Origin of the sequence: Bdellovibrio bacteriovorus (assembly GCF_048286975.1) — a bacterium.
In the GTDB taxonomy this organism is placed as follows: Bacteria; Bdellovibrionota; Bdellovibrionia; order Bdellovibrionales; family Bdellovibrionaceae; genus Bdellovibrio; species Bdellovibrio bacteriovorus_H.
The window spans coordinates 264,761-281,787 of sequence record NZ_JBLVRT010000002.1; the positions used below are offsets into that span (position 1 = coordinate 264,761).

Sequence of the window (17,027 nt, forward strand, 5' to 3'; positions counted from 1 at the left end):
TTAGTGGGAAGCTTGGATATCACCCTTTTTCAGGGACCAGATGAAGGATGTCAGGATGATCACCCCTCCGCTCAAGCCGGTGAACCACTCTGGGATGTGCAGGAACGGATCCGCCAGCATGATCATCGCCAGCAAACCGATCGCATAAAACGCCCCGTGTTCCAGGAATGCGAACTTGGTTAGCGCTTCTTTCTCCACGAACATGATCGTCAAACTACGCACAAAGAACGCACCGATACTCAGACCGATCATGATGATGAACAAGTTGTGAGTGATGGCAAACGCACCGACCACACCGTCAAAGCTGAAGGACGCATCCAGAACTTCCAGATAAAGGAACATTCCGGCGCTGGCTTTGTGCACATCTTTGATTTGATCATCAGACGCTTCCAGCCAGGAACCGATACCATCCACGATCACATAGGTGATCAAGCCGGCCATACCCGCCATCAGGAACGGCAGTTGTTCTTGGCTCTTCATGAAGTGGGTGATCAGGATCAAAATAATCAAGGTCAAGCACACTTCGATCGCTTCAACTTTGCTGCCGATGTAACGAGTTGGCTTTTCGATGAACGGGATCCAGTGCAGATCTTTGCTGCCGTCATAGAAGTACTTCAACGCCACCATCAACAGGAAGCTTCCGCCGAAGGCTGCCACCTGCAAGTGAGCATCCAGCATCATCTTGGCGTAATCATCCGGCTTGGTCGCCGCAATCACCAGGGCTTCCCAAGGGTTGACGTCGGCCATGAAGGTCACGATCAACAACGGGAACACCAAACGCATCCCGAAGACCGCGATCAGCATCCCCCAGGTCAGGAAGCGATGACGCCAAACTGGAGTCATCTCTTTCAAAACCACGGCATTCACGATGGCATTATCAAAAGACAATGAGATTTCAAGAATCGCCAGGATCGTGGCGATGAACAAAGCCTGAAAACCCGCCGCCACTGTGCCGCCATAAAAATGACCCACAAAGTACGAGGCAACCAAACCAAAGAAGGTAAAGACAAATGAACCTGTAAAGTATTTCATCCCCACAGATTTCACCGATTCAGCCCAAAGAATCAAGAACCGCTTCGGGGGACACGGGATGTCAAAAGACCCGGTTTTGGCCGGGTCTTTTTAAGGCTTTATTTTAGTAAGGGCTTAAGGAATTTGCCCGTTTCACTGGCAGTGACCTTGGCCACTTTTTCAGGTGTACCGGCGGCCACGATCTGGCCTCCGCCCTTGCCGCCATCCGGCCCCAGATCAATCACATGATCCGAGGATTTAACGACTTCCATGTTGTGCTCAATGACCAGTACGGTGTTCCCTTGATCCGCCAGTTCCTGAATCAGTTCGACCAACTTGCGGACGTCATCAAAATGCAATCCTGTGGTCGGCTCATCCAAAATGTACAGCGTCTTGCCGGTGCCACGGCGAGAAAGCTCTTTAGAAAGCTTCACGCGCTGGGCTTCACCACCCGACAGGGTTGTCGAGCTTTGCCCCAGGGTCATGTAATCAAGCCCCACCCTGTGCAGGGTTTCAAGCTTGCGATAGATCTGAGTGTGGTTGCGGAAGAATTCCAAAGCCTCGCCCACGCTCATTTCCAGAACGTCCGCGATGGATTTGGATTTGTACTTGATATTCAAAGTCTCGCGGTTGTAACGGCGCCCCTGACAGGTGTCGCAGGTCACGAAGACGTCACTGAGGAAGTGCATCTCCATGCGGATCTGTCCGTGGCCCATGCAGGTTTCACAGCGTCCGCCTTTGACGTTGAAACTGAATCGCCCCGGCTCGTAACCGCGCAGTTTGGAATCCGGCAGATTCGCGAACAAATCACGAATCATCGGGAACAATCCGACATAGGTTGCCGGTGTCGAACGCGGCGTGCGCCCGATCGGTCTTTGATTGATATCAATGACCTTGTCGATTTTGTCCAGGCCTTCGATTTTTTTGTAAGGCGAAGGTTGCGCCAAAGCCTTATAGAAGTGCTGCGCCAGAATTTTGTAAAGCGTGTCGATGATAAGCGTACTTTTTCCAGAACCCGAAACCCCGGTCACGGTGGTGAAGGTCCCCAGCGGTATTTCCAGATCCACGTTCTGCAGATTGTTCCCGGTGGCTCCGGTCAAGCGCACAACCTGCCCGTTGCCTTTGCGGCGTTCTTTCGGGATCGGAATGCGCATCTCACCATTCAGATATTTTCCGGTCAAAGAATTCGGATTGGCGGCCAGCTCATCCGGAGTCCCTTGTGCCATCATCTCGCCCCCCAGAACCCCGGCACGAGGCCCCAGATCGACCACAAAGTCAGCATAGCGGATGGTGTCTTCGTCGTGCTCCACCAACAAGATGGTATTCCCACGCTCTTTCAGTTCGCCGATAATATCCAGCAGCCTGTGGTGATCACGCGGATGCAAACCGATGCTCGGCTCATCCATGACATACAGACAACCAATCAAGGATGATCCCACTTGAGTCGCCAGACGAATACGCTGGGCTTCCCCACCGGACAGCGTGCGTGAAGGACGGCTGAGGGAAAGATATCCCGTGCCCACGCGGATCAGATAATCCAGACGCGCCAGAATTTGTTTCACAATTTTTTCAGCGATCAGCTGATCTTTGGATTTCCACTGAAGTTTGGCAATCCATTCACGCAGTTCAATCGCACCAAGATCCGAAAGCTCTGCGATGGTTTTGCCACCCAGGCGGATGTTCAGAGCTTCATTTTTCAAACGAGCGCCGTGGCAATCCGGGCAGTCGTTCAGAACCATTTCTTCGCTTTCTTCGTCGTCATCGTCCGACGTTTTTTTGCCTTTGTATTTATAAACGACTTTGTCCAGTTTCTTGCCGCCGACTTCGCCGTCAGAGAACTGCTCTTCTTCTTCAAGGTCGATAGTTCCCAACCCATGGCACGTCGGGCAAGCCCCGCGCGGGTTGTTGAAACTGAACAAACGAGGTTCAATCTCAGGGAAGCTGTAACCACACTCAGGACACGCCGAATGCAAAGAATAACTGGTGCGCTCCCCGTCCAAAGTTTCAATGATCACGCGGCCATTGGCCATGCTTAGAGCGGTGTTGATGCTTTCAGAAAGGCGCAGTTTCAGCGAGTCCTTCAGAATCAGCTGATCCACCACAAGATCAATGTCATGCGTTTTGGTTTTGGCAAGCTTTGTGGCCTTGTCGAGTTCAATCATCTTGCCGTCGACTTTGGCTTTCACGAATCCTTTTTTAGCCCAGCGTTGGAATTCCGCCAGGAACTCACCTTTTTTACCGGACGCCATTGGCGCCAGTACAAAGAACTTGGTGCCGACACCTTTTTTAAAGACCTCTTCAATGATCTGCTGCGGGGTCTGGCTGCTGACCGGAATATGGTGAGTCGGACACTCGGGAATCCCCAGCTTCGCAAAAAGCAGGCGAAGATAATCATAGATCTCTGTCACTGTGCCCACGGTCGAGCGTGGATTGGTGCTGACAGATTTTTGGTCAATCGCAATAGCCGGAGAAAGCCCGGTGATGGAATCAACTTCCGGCTTTTTAAGCTGTTCAAGGAAGTTGCGCGCGTAAGCAGAAAGACTTTCCACATAACGACGCTGCCCCTCAGCATAGACCGTATCAAACGCCAACGACGACTTCCCGCTGCCACTCAACCCCGTAAACACGGTGATCTTATTGCGCGGAATAGTCACACTGACATTCTTCAGATTATGCTCTTTTGCACCCTTAACTACGATTCCATCTTCAGCATGCGACATAACTCCAAAGTCTAAGCCCGAGCCTCGCAGAAGGAAAGCCGAAAAAGAACAAGCCAAGGCGGAGCACGTCGCAGTGAAGCGAAAGGCCTGACAACGCAGTCAGATGGGCCCTTTTCAGCAGCCGATTAAAGGCCGAAGCCGCATTTTCGTTTTAAATAAGAGTCAAAGTCGGAGTCCGAGAAATATTTGAAGTGCACCGGAGAATTCTGAGCCTGATTCGGCCACAGATCGCGCACAGGGACTTTGCAGGATTTGCCTTGTTTGGTCACCGTCGCCGTGCCGTTTGCCAGCAGACGCGGCTCTTCGCCCCGACGATCGACCCGGACCATGACGCCGTTACCGCGGTAAGAAACCTTGGCAGGCGCCAAAATTTTGCCTCCGCCAGTCATGGGACCGTCTTCTGAAAAGGCGCCACCGATGACTTCACGGGTTTGGGCATTGTAGGTCACAGTTTCCCCGGTTGGCAGGGTCACGATCTGACGGTTCCCTTCCACACGGATGTGCGGCAGGGTTTTACGCGGAAACAGCATGATGTAACTTTCCTGTGTGTGACTGACCGTCGAATTTGGAGAATCACTGATGCTGATACCAATATCCTGACGGGCCCCCGCTTCGTATTCGAAAGACCATTCACGAATGCGGTAGTCACCCTTGGAAACAACTTTATTCGGCCCCATGTTTCGAAGTTTGAACTTCCCCTCGGCGGTATCCCCTTCAAAGACACAGCTGTCATAAGTCCCAACAGTTCGACAACGTGTCGGACGAATACCATAAGGATTCACCGTCCGAGTCGGAGGACGCAGCACTGGCGCATCCGACGAAGCCCGCGCCGTGAACTGGCTGACCACTTTCGCTGCATCATTGGCGATCGCATCGCGAGCTTGCACTTTGGCCACTTCACAACCATCACAAGGTTTGGTCTCTTGAACTTTTTTATTGGCATCACGAATCTGCTGATTCAGCTCTTGAACAACCTGCTTTTCTTCCGCCTTTTCAGCCGCCGCAGGAACGCGCAAAGCCTCTATCTTGCGAGTGGTCTCAGCAGACTTGGCCTTTTCAACATCCGCAGAAACCAACGCCTCACCGGCCGCCTCAGCATTTTCAAAAAGCTTCATCCCCGGATCCGAAGGCTTATAATAAACCCAAACCTTCTCGCCCTTGTGCTTCCCGGAAAGCACTTCCACCTTCAGACCGTAATTGCCCGAACCAAACTGTTTTGTTTCTTCAATTTTCCCCCGAGTCCCCGGAGGCATGACAAACTTGACGTTACGAGTGGATTTCAAAAAGTTGGCCGAGTAACGGGCATTAAAGTAGCCCTCAAGCTCTACAACCCCGCCACTGCTCACACCCAAAATAAGAGGAATCAGCAGGAAAACTCCCCACCGCTTTATAGCCAACTTCATAAAGAAGTTATCGGCCGTTTCAAAACAAGACTTAATAAATTCCCAAAGATTTACAAAACAAAAACAACCCCGACCAAAATCCCACAACGACAGCAAAGCTGAGCCAGCCCCCACCCAATAACGCAGTGTAGGTGTAAAAAGTCACCAGGCACCTTCTGAACGCGATGGCGAAGCCGAGCCCCATCCGGGCGGACCGCGAAGCGCAGCCAGGCAGTCCCCATTACAGAGGTCGTTCAAAAAGGTCCAGATTCGAGGCGGAGGTCGGCCCTCGCAGCGCAGGCGTGCTCCAAGCACGTCGGAGCGAGAAGGCCGAACTCCAACGAAGAAGATGGGCCTTTTTCAACGGCCGTTTCTTAAAGATTCTTAGCTTGGCAGGATGGGCAAACGCCGTACAACTCCAGGATATGATGGGTCAGCTTAAATCCAAACTGATTCGCCACCTTCTCTTGCAGTCCTTCGATCGCTTTATTCTCGAACTCACAGATTTTACCGCACTTCACACACGTCAAGTGATCGTGGTGACCTTTGGGTGTCAGTTCGTAACGAGCTGGCAAACCACCCATGCGGACTTCCGTCACAAATGTGCCTTCAGTCAGGGTTCTCAGGAAGCGATAGACAGTGGCGAAACCAATGTCCGGATGTTCTTTATTCAGTTTTTCGTAAAGCTCTTGAGCTGTGACGTGACGACGGCCTTCATGCAGGGCTTTCAGGATCGCCATACGCTGACTGGTGACCTTCAGATTCAAGGCACGGATGATACGCTTAAGCTCAGCCTCGTCGAACTGATCGGCGTGAACGACAATATCGTCGTCGTGCTGTCTTGGAAGAAATGGAACTGCGTCTTTACCCATTAGTCACCTCAGGGCTTGGTTATAGGTGAAGGCCCTGAAGATGTCCAATTTATTAAGAATCATTTTCAATTGGTTTCCAGTAAGTTGACACTGGAGGACTAAAAACTACGTAGTTTCAAACCCTTAGAGATATGAGAAACGGCATTGTGTGGGTGCAGACTCTCAACATGGCTGAATTCAGCCACATAATCCAAAACATCTGCTTTCGCGTCCAAAGCTTCCTTCACACGGCGAGCGGCATCTTCACAGAACATCAGGTTCTGGCCGTTACGAAGTGCGAACTCCTGCTCGTCCTCGCGTTTTACAGCGCCTTGAACTGCGGTCTGCAAAGCCTCTTCAACGATGTCGATCAGATCGCCATAGTTGTAGTTCGCCCCAACTTCCGCTTTCACACGGGCAAAACTGCGTTGTGCGTGCGGAGTCGCAACGATCCCTTGCGGGGTTCCCAACCAGGAATGAACCACATCGAAATCCAACGGTTTGTCAGTCGAGAAATTCTGCTTGAAGCCATCCTGAATCAGCTGACGGGACAGGGCCGCCGATGCTGGGCAGGTGCTGGAATAAGTCACCACCACCTCAACGAAGTAGCTGATCTGCCCTTCTTCATTGAATGCCGAAGTGATCACCGGATAAGAGCGCCATGCCTGGTTCGCACTCTTCAAAGCTTTGCGAATCAGAGGCGCTTCAAACTGAACCTGCACCAAAGCTTTGGTGGAAAGGTCCTCGTGAGTGCGCAGGAATTCGGTCGTCACAGTGCCCAGAAGCCCCAGAGAAAGTTCAGACTTGGTCAGAAGCTCCTGGGACAAAAGATACAGGCGTGACATGTGAATGCCACGGGAAGGTTTTTTATCAAGGCTGACTTTCGCATCCACGCGCGCGGGAATGCGGTAAACCCCATCGGTCTGCTTCAGCATCACCGGCAGTTCGATAGCGCCCATACCGACCCAGTCGATCGGGGCAAAGCGTTCAGAGTGGGTTTCTTTGGCTACGTCAGGAAGAGATTGTTTCGTCATAAATTTATATCCAATTCACTGCTGGTCTTATCGCAATTTCCTGTAAATGGCTCTCACTTTTACCACCCAGCGAAGCTTTTTCAGACAGGTACTGCCCCGGTGCCTTTGAAGCACCGCAAGACAGAGCTTTAATATGGGTGGCGCCCTCGATAAGAAGCGATATATTGAGCCCCTATGTCACAAAAGCAACTGATCCTCGCAAGCACGTCCAAATACCGCCAAGAGCTTCTTTCTCGATTGGCTTACAGCTATTCGGCCCAAGCGCCTTTGATTGACGAAGAAAAAGAGAAAGACCCGTCCCTGGCCCCGCAGGCCCTGGCAGAAAAACTGGCGGATCTGAAAGCCGCAAGTCTTAAAGGCACCGGCAAAGTGGTCATTGGCGGAGACCAGCTGGTGTCTTTTGAGGGCCGTATCATCGGCAAAGCCCACACCCCCGAGCGCGCGATTGAACAACTGATGTCCATGCAGGGGAAAGTCCATGACCTGATCACGGCGATCTGCGTGTATGACGGCGACAAAAAAATTGCCTATACCGATATCACCCGCATGCACATGAAGAAAATGACCCGCGCCCAGATCGAACGCTATGTGCAGCTGGACAACCCGATTGATTGTGCCGGCAGCTATAAAATTGAAAAACACGGCATCATGCTGTTTGATAAAATTGAAAGTCAGGATTTCACGGCGATTCAAGGATTGCCCTTGATCGAACTTGGCAAAATATTAGAGAATGCAAACCTATGAACGATACACAGAAAAAACTATTTGAAGCCGCTTGCAAGGCACAGAAAAAAGCCCACGCTCCCTATTCCGATGCCCTGATTGGTGCGGCGGTCCTTATGAGCGATGGACAGATTTTCAATGGCTGTAATGTTGAAAACGCCTCTTACGGCGGCACCGTGTGTGCTGAACGCGTGGCAATCTTTAAAGCCGTCAGCGAAGGCGCACAAAAACTGATCAAGGAAGTGCTGGTTGTCAGCGATGCTGAAAAACCATGGCCACCGTGCGGATTCTGCCGTCAGGTGATCGCAGAATTTGCCAATGAACATACCATGATTCACACCGCGAACCTGCAAGGCAAAATCAAGACCTTCCAGTTCCCGGAAATCTTCCCCGAAGCCTTTACTCCAAAGCATTTGGATTAGACAATCAGGGAAAAGGGAAATGCAATGCCATTGCTGATGCTGGTTTTATTTCTTTTTTCCCCCTGGGCTGAGGCTAAGAAAATCATCTTTGCCTCAGATCCCTATCCGCCATTCATTTATGAAGAAAACGGCGAAGCCAAAGGCCTGGCGATTGAGGCACTGGAAAAGGCTCTGGAAATCCCCCGCAAAGACATCGAAGTCCGCATCATCCCCTGGAAGCGCGCTTTAAAAGCCGCCGAACAAGGCAATGTCGATATTATCGGCCCGATGCAGATTGATCCCAAGAAAGACTATCTGCTGTTCACAAAAAAAGTCTTCCCGTCCGAAGAGGCTGTGTGGACCCTGGCCTCCAGCCAGTATCTTAGCCAATTGAACTGGAAAACCACCGAAGAACTGCGCAATCACAATTTGGGATTTGTGCTGGGCTATGAGTATGCCGAGCCCTTCGGAAGTTACCTGAAATCCCCGCTGGCCAAAAAAGTTGAAGTGCAGGATGTGATTCAGGGAATGCGCAAACTTTTATCCGGCGATATCAGCCTGTTTATCTGTAACACCCAGGTATTGGAATTTTACGCCAAAAGCGAAGGCATTCCGCTGAAGACCTTCAAGCGCATTGGCCCGCCGATTATTGAAGAATTTGGGGTCTTTGGGATTTCTCACAAATCCAAACTGGCGCGCGATCTGGATAAGATCAACGCGCGCATCACGAAACTGCCACCGACAAAGTCCGGATTGAATTAACGGAAGCTTGAGAAGTAATTCCAGAACGCGCCGGACTTGGTCTGGAGCTGTTCTGTCATTTTGCGCAAAGCCTCAAGGTAAGGTTTGAACTCGGGTTCTTTGGCAGCAGCCAGAATCTTTTCTGCTTTGGCAAAGTTATCCAGGGCATAAGAACGGCGAAGCTCAATACCCAACGCATTGGTTTCGGAAGTTTTCGGCTCCACGGAGAACTGCACACGCACACCATAGTGATCAGACAACGGACGGCGTGGAGTCCCCTGCATATTCACCTGCCCGTCCACCACCTGAAGTGTCGTACCGGACTGACCCACGTTTGAATAGAAGATGTAATCAAAAACCTGATCGCTGAACAACCAGCCCAGTGGGTTTCTTGCGCAGTAAGTGCAATAACCCTTTTTAGGATATCCGCCCATGGCATCTTCCATGGCGTCACGGGTTGCCAGGGTCGCCATCACAAAACCGCGCTCGACACTGTCAACATTGGCATTAAAGTCACCGGACAAAAGCATCTTCAGATCCTGATGATCCATGCGCCAGCGCAGCAGATCCATCACTTGAGTCAGACGCACGGCTTCGGACGTCGGGTGCAAATGAGTATTAATAAAATAGAAATCCTCGTCGATGCCAAAGAATCCGGATTTCACGACGTGGAAGGCTTTACGCACGTTGAGGGCTTCACGAACTGTGTCCAGCACGCCGCCTTCATTATTAACGGCAAAGGCGTGGGTTTCAGTGCCTTTGACATCACCCATGAACAGGGACATCACACCGATACGTTCGGTTTTGTTGGGTGCGCTGATGCTGTACTGTCTTTTCAGGTCATTTTCGATTTGATTGATTTGCGAATCATTCCAGACTTCCTGAAGGTGAACAACGTCACACTTGGGGATGCCTTGTAAAAGCGCGGTCATGCGACCGGTGCGTTCTTCGATTCCCTTGGCATACACGGGACCATAAGCATTGAAGTTCTGCAGGCAGAATCTTGGCGGACGGTTGTCGGGAACCCAATACTGCTCGGCAAACGCCTGAGCCGACATCAGAAGAGCACCACCCAATAGCCATGCTTTTAGTTTCATAAGGAAATCCTCGCCGCCTTAAATTTTAGGGCATTCAGGAGCTGATGTTTCAAGAGTCGTGCAAAGCCGAGGAAGCTTTATATTGAAGGCCGCACCGCCCAGGCTGTCAAAGAATTCGACACTGCACCCGAGCGCGGCTCTGGGAAAGACCTATTTTTGAGAGATTACACACTGATACTGAGCAGGTGTTTCGCTGCGAAGATGCCAGGGTCTTTGCCCAAGCTGCAGGGGCCATCAAATAAGGCACGGCAATGATGCCGGGCAGACCAAAATGAAGCGCCCCCAAATTGAGAGAAGCTTGGAGGTGAGGATTTTTCCACTCACTTGTCTGAATAGTTTTTCAGATTAAACAGTCAGGCAAAGGCCGTCTGCCAGAACATGGACACGGATAAACTCAAGACTGCTGCCGGAAGCAAGCTTTCGTCCCTTCAGGGCGGCCGCCTGCGACAGCACATCTTCAAGTCCGGACAACTTGAGTCCTTTCAGCAGACGGAAACCTTCATGCTGATAATCCGCTTCGCAGTCAAAAACCCGGCACCAGACAAAATCCAGACGCAACAGTTGGCTGGATTGATCCTGAGGCACCAGTTCCAGGAAATGGGAATAGACAAAGCGCTGCTCTTCCGGGGATTGCTGTGCGTTCCATCCAAAACTCCACCCGCGCTCTTCACGGAAGGTCAGACTGTGCAGCACTGCCCCGGCCCCTTCGACGTTTTCGGCAAGCTTCAGGCGGGCCACCGCCATCACTTCAGCCAAAGCGTGATTCAAGCTGGCGCTTTTGGAAACGAACAGATCCCGCTCCAACTCGGCCTTCAAGGCCCCCAGCCACTGGTCCACATCCATCAGATTCACGCTCATTCCGGATAACGGGTCAATGCGACCGTTTTTAGGGGAAAACCCGGCGGCCAGATAAAAAAGAAAACCCCGTCGTGATGACAGGGCTCCTTTTAAAGTGATTCGAATGGGAATCTCTCTGACGAATTGAAGCATTAGTTCAACTGCAGAACTTGAGTGTTCATAGTCACGTGGGACTTGGAACGGAACATGTTGATCCAGGCTTCGAACATACCGTCGCCACGGCGTTTTTGCATCATCTCTGCAGACATTGGCTCCAGAGCTGTTTTTACTTCTTCAACTTTGCTTTCTTTAAGTTTCAGAACGTATTTGCTGTTACCGTCACGAACCAGACGCTTCAAAAGCGGCTCGGTTTTGCTCAGCTCAAATACGGCTTCTGTTGCCACCGAGCTGGTGATTTTCGGGAAAGTCTCAGAACCCAGTTCAACCAAACCAGTCTCTTCCCAAGTCGCCTTCAGCTCTTTCAGTTGTGCGTTAACTGCGGCTTCATCGCCTTTCACCAAAGCTTCATCCAAAGCCTTGATCGCTGCATCGGCTTTTTCTTTGGTCAAAGCCTTGGTTGCCGCTTCAGAGTCGATTTTTACGAAAAGAACATTGATCTTCGCCGCGCGCAGATCCTGGATCTTTTTCAGCTCCACCGCTGTTGGCTGAGTTGCCAGTTCGAACAATGCACGCGTGCGAACATTGGAGATGTCTTTACGGACTTTATCTTCAAAGTTAGCCGGAGTGGTGCGAGTTTGTTCGATATAACGCATGTAGAATTCTTTTTGGAACATGCCGTTTTGCTGGAAGAACGGAATGTCTTTCACGATAAAGTCGCGAACTTCCGCGTCGGTCGCCAAAATGCCGTTCTTTTGAGCAGCCTGGGAGACAAGCTCCATGCGCACCAGATTCTCAAGTGCTTGCTGGCGCAGCAACTGACGCTGAGAGCCAAAGTCCATCTGATTGCCGAACAGGTTTTGGTAGTACTGCTGGATGCGGTTTTCTTCCTGCTGGAAGTCCGCCAGAGAGATCAAAGTGTTGTTCACGCGAGCCACAGAACCAACACCCGCGCCCATTCTTTCGGGCATACCGAAGAAGACGAAAACCATAATGATAGCACCGAAAATCACCATCGCTGTCACGCTCTTCGCGTTGATTCCGCGCTTCATCTTATCTGCCATATTTTCGCTCATAACTTTTCCTTCCTTAAACAAGCTTGCAAACAAACCGCTTCATTACCTTACGAATTTTATAAATATTCAAGGGGAAATTGTTGTATTCCTTAGCGGTTTTTACTAGCGTTGAGAAATATTAATACAGCAAAGCCAAAGTCCGCAGAAACGACGCGATGCTCTTTGCTGGTTTTAAAGATGGTTTTTAAAAAGAGGAACGACCTTTGAATTTCTTCAACTTTGATCTCAAGAAACTTGTGATGATAGGGATTGTCCTGGCACTGCCGCTGATTTCAATCAACATGCAGCAGCGTCCGCAGGAATCCAACTGGCTGGCAAAACCATTCAGCCTGCTGGGAAGCGCGGTTTCTGAATCCTTCTATGGATTCAGCTCTGGCGTTAAAGGCACCACTGCCATGTATCTTGATCTGATTAATATCAAGAAGCACAGCGAACAGCTGACCAGCACCAACAATGAACTTCAGGCACGTCTTGAAAAAATGAACGAGCTGCTGATCGAAAACGACCGTTTGCGTGGTCTTTTGACCTTCAAAGAGCAGACCAAAATGTCCCTGATGGCAGCTCAAGTCATTGGCCGTGACCTTGTGATTGATCACAACACCATCACCATCAACAAAGGCACCCAGGACGGTCTGAAAGCCGGCCAAGCCGTGATCACCACTGGCGGGGTTCTGGGTTACATCTTCAAACCGGACACTTTCACCTCCCACGTCATGCTGATCACCGACCGCTATGCGGTGGTGGATGGTATCGTGCAAAGAACCCGTGCTCACGGGATTGTCGAGGGTAAATCCCAGTACAGCAGCAGCCTGCAGCTGAAATACGTGGAAAGAACCGAAGACGTTCAGGAAGGCGACCTGGTTGTGACCGGCGGCCTGGACAACATCTTCCCGAAAGGCTTCCCGGTGGCCGTGGTTGATTCCGTTGAAAAGAAAACCTTCAGCGTGTCCTTGAAAGTTGACCTGCGCCCGGTGGTGGACCCTTACAAAGTGGAAGAGGTCTTCATCGTGCTTCAGGGTAATAACGAAGACTTCGGCGACAAGTTCGCGCCAGCTTCCGCAAAAGCTGAAGCTCCAGCCGACGGTTCTGCTCCGGCTGCAGCGGCGACTCCTGGTGCAACACCGGCAGCCACTCCGGCTGCTACGCCGGCCGCAACTCCGGCAGCTGTGAAACCGGTCGCGACTCCGGCGGCAAAACCAGTGGCGACTCCTAAACCTCAGGAGAACAGACAGTGAAAATCCGCTGGAATGCCCTTTTGAATTTTCTGGTTTTCCTGGCGGTGCTGATGCTGCTGGCGGGATTCCAGACAACCTTCTGGTTCCAGCTTTTCGGGAATGTTCCATCCCCGCTGCTGTGGCTGAATCTGGTTGTATATATGATCCTTTATCGTAAACCGTTCCCGGCGATCTTCACGATTTACGCCATGGGCTTCATTTTGCTCACATTCACGGCGATGCCACTGAAGATGATGTGGATCAGCCTCATTATTCTCTTTACCTTGGTCTATACTATCAAGAGTCGCGTCTTCTGGTCCGGCTCAGGATATTATACGATTATGTGTGCATTCTCTGCCGTGGCCTATCACCTGATCTATTTCTTTGGATCTATGGTGCTGGAGAAAAACCCTGCGAGCTTTGAGATTGTCGATCGCCTTGTACAAATCATCCTGACTCCCTCCTTTGCATTCCCGATGTACTGGCTGTTGGCCAAGATCGACAAAGTCACTCAGGACGAGCTGGTTCATGAGCCCGGAGGATTGGAGCTATGAGTACATACGTCAGTAATCCGGATGAGGCAAAAGAGTACCTGGGCCGGTACAAGATCTTTTATATCGCCATCGGCTTTGCCCTGACCATCTTCACGATGCGTTTGTGGTATCTGCAGATCATTTCTGGAAATGAGCTGCGCGAGTTCTCGGAAAAAAACCGTATCAAGCAAAACAAAATCACCGCTCCGCGCGGACTGATGCTGGATCGTGATGGCAAAGTGCTGGTGGAAAATCTGCCGGGCTTTGAAGCCATCCTGTCCCCGCAGTACATCGAAAGCCTTGATGAGCTGGCGAAAACCGTCGGCCCGGTCCTGGGCATGGAACCGGACAAGGTTGTTCTGAAAGTTCAGAAAAGCCGCCGTCAGAACGGTCCGTTTGCACAGATCCGCCTGAAAGAAAACCTGAGCCGCGAAGAAGTCTTCCGCCTGAAACGCATGCGTCTGGATACTCCGGGGCTTGAGATCCGTGAATCCATCGTGCGCTTCTACCCGCTTCGTGAAAACGGCGCCCAGCTGTTTGGTTACGTGGGTGAGATTTCAAAACGTCAGCTGCCGGTTCTGAATGACCTGTACAAAGGTGCATTGAAATTTGATCAGGGAGACATCATCGGTAAATCTGGTCTGGAAGAAACTCTGGAAAGAGACATCCGTGGTTCCGACGGCGTCAGCTTCATCCAGGTCGATGCGCACGGGCGCGAAACTGTGACCCAGACACCAAACATTTACGGTGAGCAGATCAAGGACATGACACCTGTTCACGGTAACAACGCCATTTTGACGATTGACCGTGATATCCAGGAAGCGGCCTTTAAGTCCTTCATGAGCTTGAATCGTATCGGTGCAGTTGTGGCGATGCGAACCAACGGTGAAATTCTGGCATGGGTCAGCACCCCGTCTTTTGATCCGAATGAGTTTTCTACCGGTATTTCTGCGCAAACCTGGTCAAAACTGATCAACGATCCGTTCAAACCTCTGCGCAACAAAGTCATCCAGGATCACAACGCCCCGGGTTCGACTTTCAAACCTTTGGTGGCAGTTCCGGCTTTGCAGGAAAAAGTGATCACCCCGACAACGATTGTGTCAGCTCCGGGTGTGTTCTATTTCGGCCGTCGTCCTTATCATGACCACTTAAAAGGCGGTCACGGTAACATCACGGTGTTTGAGGCTTTGGAAAGATCTTCCAACGTGTTCTTCTATAAGATGGGTATCGCGTTGGGTGTTGATAAGATGTTCGACTATATCAGTCTGCTGGGCATCGGTCAGAAAACCGGTATCGAACTGGCGCGTGAAGTTTCCGGAACCATGCCCAACTCGGCGTGGAAGAAGTCCACTGTCGGTGAAGAATGGCAGCCGGGGGAAAACCTTTCCACGGCGATTGGTCAGGGCTTCGTGAACGTGACTCCGCTTTCCATGGCGATTGCTTACAATGCCATCGGCACCGAAGGGAAAGTCGTAAAACCATTCCTGCTTAGAAAGATCATCGATCAGGACGGAAAAGTCCTGCGCGAAAACTTCCCGCAAGTGGTTCGTGATCTGCAACAGACGCAGCCGAACGGCGTGCACATTTCTGCAGAAACGTTCAAAACAGTCAAAGAAGGCATGCGACGCGTGGCCAATGGCGAGCGCGGGACTGCAAAACGCTACAAAGTTCCAGGCGTGCAAATGGCCGGCAAAACCGGCACCGCACAGGTCATGGGCTTCTCTGCGGATCAGATCTATGCGAAGTGCGAAAGCCGCCCGATTCACATGCGTCACCATGGTTGGTTCATTGCGTTTGCTCCGGCAGACAATCCTGAAATCACCATCGCTGCATTGGCTGAACACTCCTGCCACGGAAGCTCCGGGGCCGCACCGATTGTTCGCGACATTGTTGAAGCTTATTTCATGAAATATCACCCTGAAGTGATCGAAGCGGCGTTGAAAGCCACTGGTGGCAAACGCGCGCAAGCTCCGGCAGCCGCACCGGAAATTGAAGGAGAATAAGAGTGTTTACCTCTTTGCATGTTGAAGAAAGAACCCTCTTCAAGAAATTAGACATCAATCTGATCATCGTGATCCTGGCCTTGAATGTGATCGGTCTGATCAATCTTTGGAGTGCCACCCACGGACCAACCACCCAGGACGTGGCGTCCCTGTTTATTTCCCAGATCATGTGGTTGATCGTGGGCTGGACCGTATTCTTGGTAGTGACCATTGTTGATTACTCCATCGTCACACGCATTGCCCTGATTGCCTATGTCCTGAATCTGGGCGCGATTTTGTATGTGACCTTCTTCGGTAAGGTCGCCCTGGGGGCGCAACGCTGGATTGATCTGGGCTTCTTCCGTTACCAGCCTTCTGAAACCATGAAACTGGCGCTGATCATGCTGATGGCGAAGATCCTTGCCACACGCAGCACACACGGTTCCGGCATGGGTTTGAAAGAACTGGCTCTGCCTTTGACAGCCCTGCTGATTCCTTTCGGTCTGGTTGTTGAACAACCGGACTTGGGAACGGCGATGATGCTGGCAGCGATCGGCGGCTCCATGCTGATCTTTGCAAAAATCCGCAAAACCATTCTGGCAACGATCATCGCCCTGGGAATCATCGCGATTCCGATCGCCTGGAAATTCGTTTTGCATGATTATCAGAAAAACCGCGTTTTGACGTTCCTTTCCCCGACCAGTGACCCGCGTGGTACCGGTTACAACAGCATCCAGTCAAAAATCGCCGTGGGATCCGGCCGCTTCTTCGGAAAAGGCTTTATGAAGGGCACCCAGTCCCAACTGGAGTTCCTGCCAGAACGTCACACGGACTTTATTTACTCAGTTCTGAGTGAAGAGCATGGCTTCGTCGGCTCAATCGCCGTGGTGGGTTTGTTCTGCTTCCTGTTCATCACCGGAATCCGTATCGCTTCGAACGCCCGCGATAAGTTCGGGGCTTTGCTAACAGTCGGAGTCCTCTGTTACATCTTCTGGCATATGTTCGTGAACATCGGAATGGTTATCGGACTTCTGCCTATCGTGGGGGTTCCTTTGCCGCTGCTGTCTTACGGTGGATCCAGCATGCTGACCACTATGGCCGGATTAGGCCTGGTATCGAGTGTCGCTTACCGCAGATATCTGTTCTAGCACGCGGACCTGCCTTGGGCTTGTCAGCCTTAGGCCCGCGATTACGTGACACGCCATCCGGGCTCTGCCGTGGCCCGCGCTTCGCGCGGGTTCGCGCCATCGTGGCGCCCACGGAGGTCACTTCACTGCAAGCCTAAGTCAGCCAAACCCAATTCAGGTC

Annotated in this window: 15 protein-coding genes; 7 read left to right on the top strand and 8 right to left on the bottom strand. The window is 51.4% G+C overall.

The window, feature by feature from the left end; translation table 11 throughout:
• From ACNQKP_RS09550 to folE2, 5 genes are all read right to left on the bottom strand, one after another.
• On the bottom strand, positions 1-1,032 hold the full coding sequence (locus ACNQKP_RS09550) for a DUF475 domain-containing protein (RefSeq protein WP_417864412.1): 1,032 nt from the start codon (positions 1,030-1,032) through the stop codon (positions 1-3).
• Between the two features lie 98 nt (positions 1,033-1,130).
• The gene (uvrA, locus tag ACNQKP_RS09555; protein WP_417864413.1) at positions 1,131-3,731 is read right to left on the bottom strand and encodes an excinuclease ABC subunit UvrA; all 2,601 of its coding nucleotides are present in this window, start codon (positions 3,729-3,731) and stop codon (positions 1,131-1,133) included.
• A 125-nt stretch (positions 3,732-3,856) separates the two neighbouring features.
• Entirely contained in the window at positions 3,857-5,134 is a 1,278-nt protein-coding gene (locus ACNQKP_RS09560) for a hypothetical protein (protein WP_417864414.1), read from the bottom strand.
• A gap of 353 nt (positions 5,135-5,487) precedes the next feature.
• The gene (locus ACNQKP_RS09565; protein ID WP_051026306.1) at positions 5,488-5,985 is read right to left on the bottom strand and encodes a Fur family transcriptional regulator; all 498 of its coding nucleotides are present in this window, start codon (positions 5,983-5,985) and stop codon (positions 5,488-5,490) included.
• 98 nt (positions 5,986-6,083) lie between these two features.
• The gene (gene folE2, locus ACNQKP_RS09570; RefSeq protein ID WP_417864416.1) at positions 6,084-6,998 is read right to left on the bottom strand and encodes a GTP cyclohydrolase FolE2; all 915 of its coding nucleotides are present in this window, start codon (positions 6,996-6,998) and stop codon (positions 6,084-6,086) included.
• Between the two features lie 174 nt (positions 6,999-7,172).
• Between folE2 and ACNQKP_RS09575 the strand changes: the two genes are divergently transcribed.
• Genes ACNQKP_RS09575 through ACNQKP_RS09585 form a run of 3 tightly spaced genes read left to right on the top strand, consistent with a single transcriptional unit; the run spans position 7,173 to position 8,884 of the window.
• On the top strand, positions 7,173-7,742 hold the full coding sequence (locus ACNQKP_RS09575; protein WP_417864417.1) for a Maf family protein: 570 nt from the start codon (positions 7,173-7,175) through the stop codon (positions 7,740-7,742).
• A complete protein-coding gene (locus ACNQKP_RS09580) occupies positions 7,739-8,143 on the top strand; it encodes a cytidine deaminase (RefSeq protein WP_417864418.1) in 405 nt (134 codons plus the stop codon). Before ACNQKP_RS09575 ends, ACNQKP_RS09580 begins: the two co-directional genes overlap by 4 nt.
• A 24-nt stretch (positions 8,144-8,167) precedes the next feature.
• Positions 8,168-8,884 carry a substrate-binding periplasmic protein gene (locus tag ACNQKP_RS09585; protein ID WP_417864419.1) on the top strand — a complete coding sequence of 239 codons (717 nt, stop codon included), beginning with the start codon at positions 8,168-8,170 and terminating at the stop codon, positions 8,882-8,884.
• Here the strand turns inward: ACNQKP_RS09585 and ACNQKP_RS09590 are convergent.
• From ACNQKP_RS09590 to ACNQKP_RS09600, 3 genes are all read right to left on the bottom strand, one after another.
• Positions 8,881-9,960, bottom strand: a complete 1,080-nt coding sequence (locus tag ACNQKP_RS09590; protein ID WP_417864421.1) for an endonuclease/exonuclease/phosphatase family protein — start codon at positions 9,958-9,960, stop codon at positions 8,881-8,883. The two genes, ACNQKP_RS09585 and ACNQKP_RS09590, sit on opposite strands and share 4 nt — an antisense overlap.
• A 345-nt stretch (positions 9,961-10,305) precedes the next feature.
• Positions 10,306-10,818 carry a hypothetical protein gene (locus ACNQKP_RS09595; protein ID WP_417864423.1) on the bottom strand — a complete coding sequence of 171 codons (513 nt, stop codon included), beginning with the start codon at positions 10,816-10,818 and terminating at the stop codon, positions 10,306-10,308.
• Positions 10,819-10,949: 131 nt separating this feature from the next.
• Entirely contained in the window at positions 10,950-11,990 is a 1,041-nt protein-coding gene (locus ACNQKP_RS09600) for a SurA N-terminal domain-containing protein (RefSeq protein WP_417864425.1), read from the bottom strand.
• A 239-nt stretch (positions 11,991-12,229) separates the two neighbouring features.
• On the opposite strand from ACNQKP_RS09600, the gene mreC reads away from it, so the two are divergent.
• From mreC to rodA, 4 genes are read left to right on the top strand one after another with little or no spacing between them, the layout of a single operon-like run.
• Entirely contained in the window at positions 12,230-13,225 is a 996-nt protein-coding gene (mreC, locus tag ACNQKP_RS09605) for a rod shape-determining protein MreC (protein WP_417864426.1), read from the top strand.
• Positions 13,222-13,758 carry a hypothetical protein gene (locus tag ACNQKP_RS09610; protein ID WP_015091519.1) on the top strand — a complete coding sequence of 179 codons (537 nt, stop codon included), beginning with the start codon at positions 13,222-13,224 and terminating at the stop codon, positions 13,756-13,758. The genes mreC and ACNQKP_RS09610 overlap by 4 nt, the downstream gene beginning before the upstream one ends.
• The gene (gene mrdA / locus ACNQKP_RS09615) at positions 13,755-15,740 is read left to right on the top strand and encodes a penicillin-binding protein 2 (RefSeq protein WP_038449708.1); all 1,986 of its coding nucleotides are present in this window, start codon (positions 13,755-13,757) and stop codon (positions 15,738-15,740) included. Before ACNQKP_RS09610 ends, mrdA begins: the two co-directional genes overlap by 4 nt.
• A 2-nt stretch (positions 15,741-15,742) precedes the next feature.
• The gene (gene rodA, locus ACNQKP_RS09620) at positions 15,743-16,867 is read left to right on the top strand and encodes a rod shape-determining protein RodA (protein ID WP_088564876.1); all 1,125 of its coding nucleotides are present in this window, start codon (positions 15,743-15,745) and stop codon (positions 16,865-16,867) included.
• Positions 16,868-17,027 lie beyond the last annotated feature (160 nt).

Excerpts from the sequence above, each read along its gene's own strand:
- ACNQKP_RS09550 (WP_417864412.1), bottom strand. The coding sequence starts at position 1,032 with ATGAAATACTTTACAGGTTCATTTGTCTTTACCTTCTTTGGTTTGGTT.
- uvrA (WP_417864413.1), bottom strand. The coding sequence starts at position 3,731 with ATGTCGCATGCTGAAGATGGAATCGTAGTTAAGGGTGCAAAAGAGCAT.
- ACNQKP_RS09560 (WP_417864414.1), bottom strand. The coding sequence starts at position 5,134 with ATGAAGTTGGCTATAAAGCGGTGGGGAGTTTTCCTGCTGATTCCTCTT.
- ACNQKP_RS09565 (WP_051026306.1), bottom strand. The coding sequence starts at position 5,985 with ATGGGTAAAGACGCAGTTCCATTTCTTCCAAGACAGCACGACGACGAT.
- folE2 (WP_417864416.1), bottom strand. The coding sequence starts at position 6,998 with ATGACGAAACAATCTCTTCCTGACGTAGCCAAAGAAACCCACTCTGAA.
- ACNQKP_RS09575 (WP_417864417.1), top strand. The coding sequence starts at position 7,173 with ATGTCACAAAAGCAACTGATCCTCGCAAGCACGTCCAAATACCGCCAA.
- ACNQKP_RS09580 (WP_417864418.1), top strand. The coding sequence starts at position 7,739 with ATGAACGATACACAGAAAAAACTATTTGAAGCCGCTTGCAAGGCACAG.
- ACNQKP_RS09585 (WP_417864419.1), top strand. The coding sequence starts at position 8,168 with ATGCCATTGCTGATGCTGGTTTTATTTCTTTTTTCCCCCTGGGCTGAG.
- ACNQKP_RS09590 (WP_417864421.1), bottom strand. The coding sequence starts at position 9,960 with ATGAAACTAAAAGCATGGCTATTGGGTGGTGCTCTTCTGATGTCGGCT.
- ACNQKP_RS09595 (WP_417864423.1), bottom strand. The coding sequence starts at position 10,818 with ATGAGCGTGAATCTGATGGATGTGGACCAGTGGCTGGGGGCCTTGAAG.
- ACNQKP_RS09600 (WP_417864425.1), bottom strand. The coding sequence starts at position 11,990 with ATGAGCGAAAATATGGCAGATAAGATGAAGCGCGGAATCAACGCGAAG.
- mreC (WP_417864426.1), top strand. The coding sequence starts at position 12,230 with ATGATAGGGATTGTCCTGGCACTGCCGCTGATTTCAATCAACATGCAG.
- mrdA (WP_038449708.1), top strand. The coding sequence starts at position 13,755 with ATGAGTACATACGTCAGTAATCCGGATGAGGCAAAAGAGTACCTGGGC.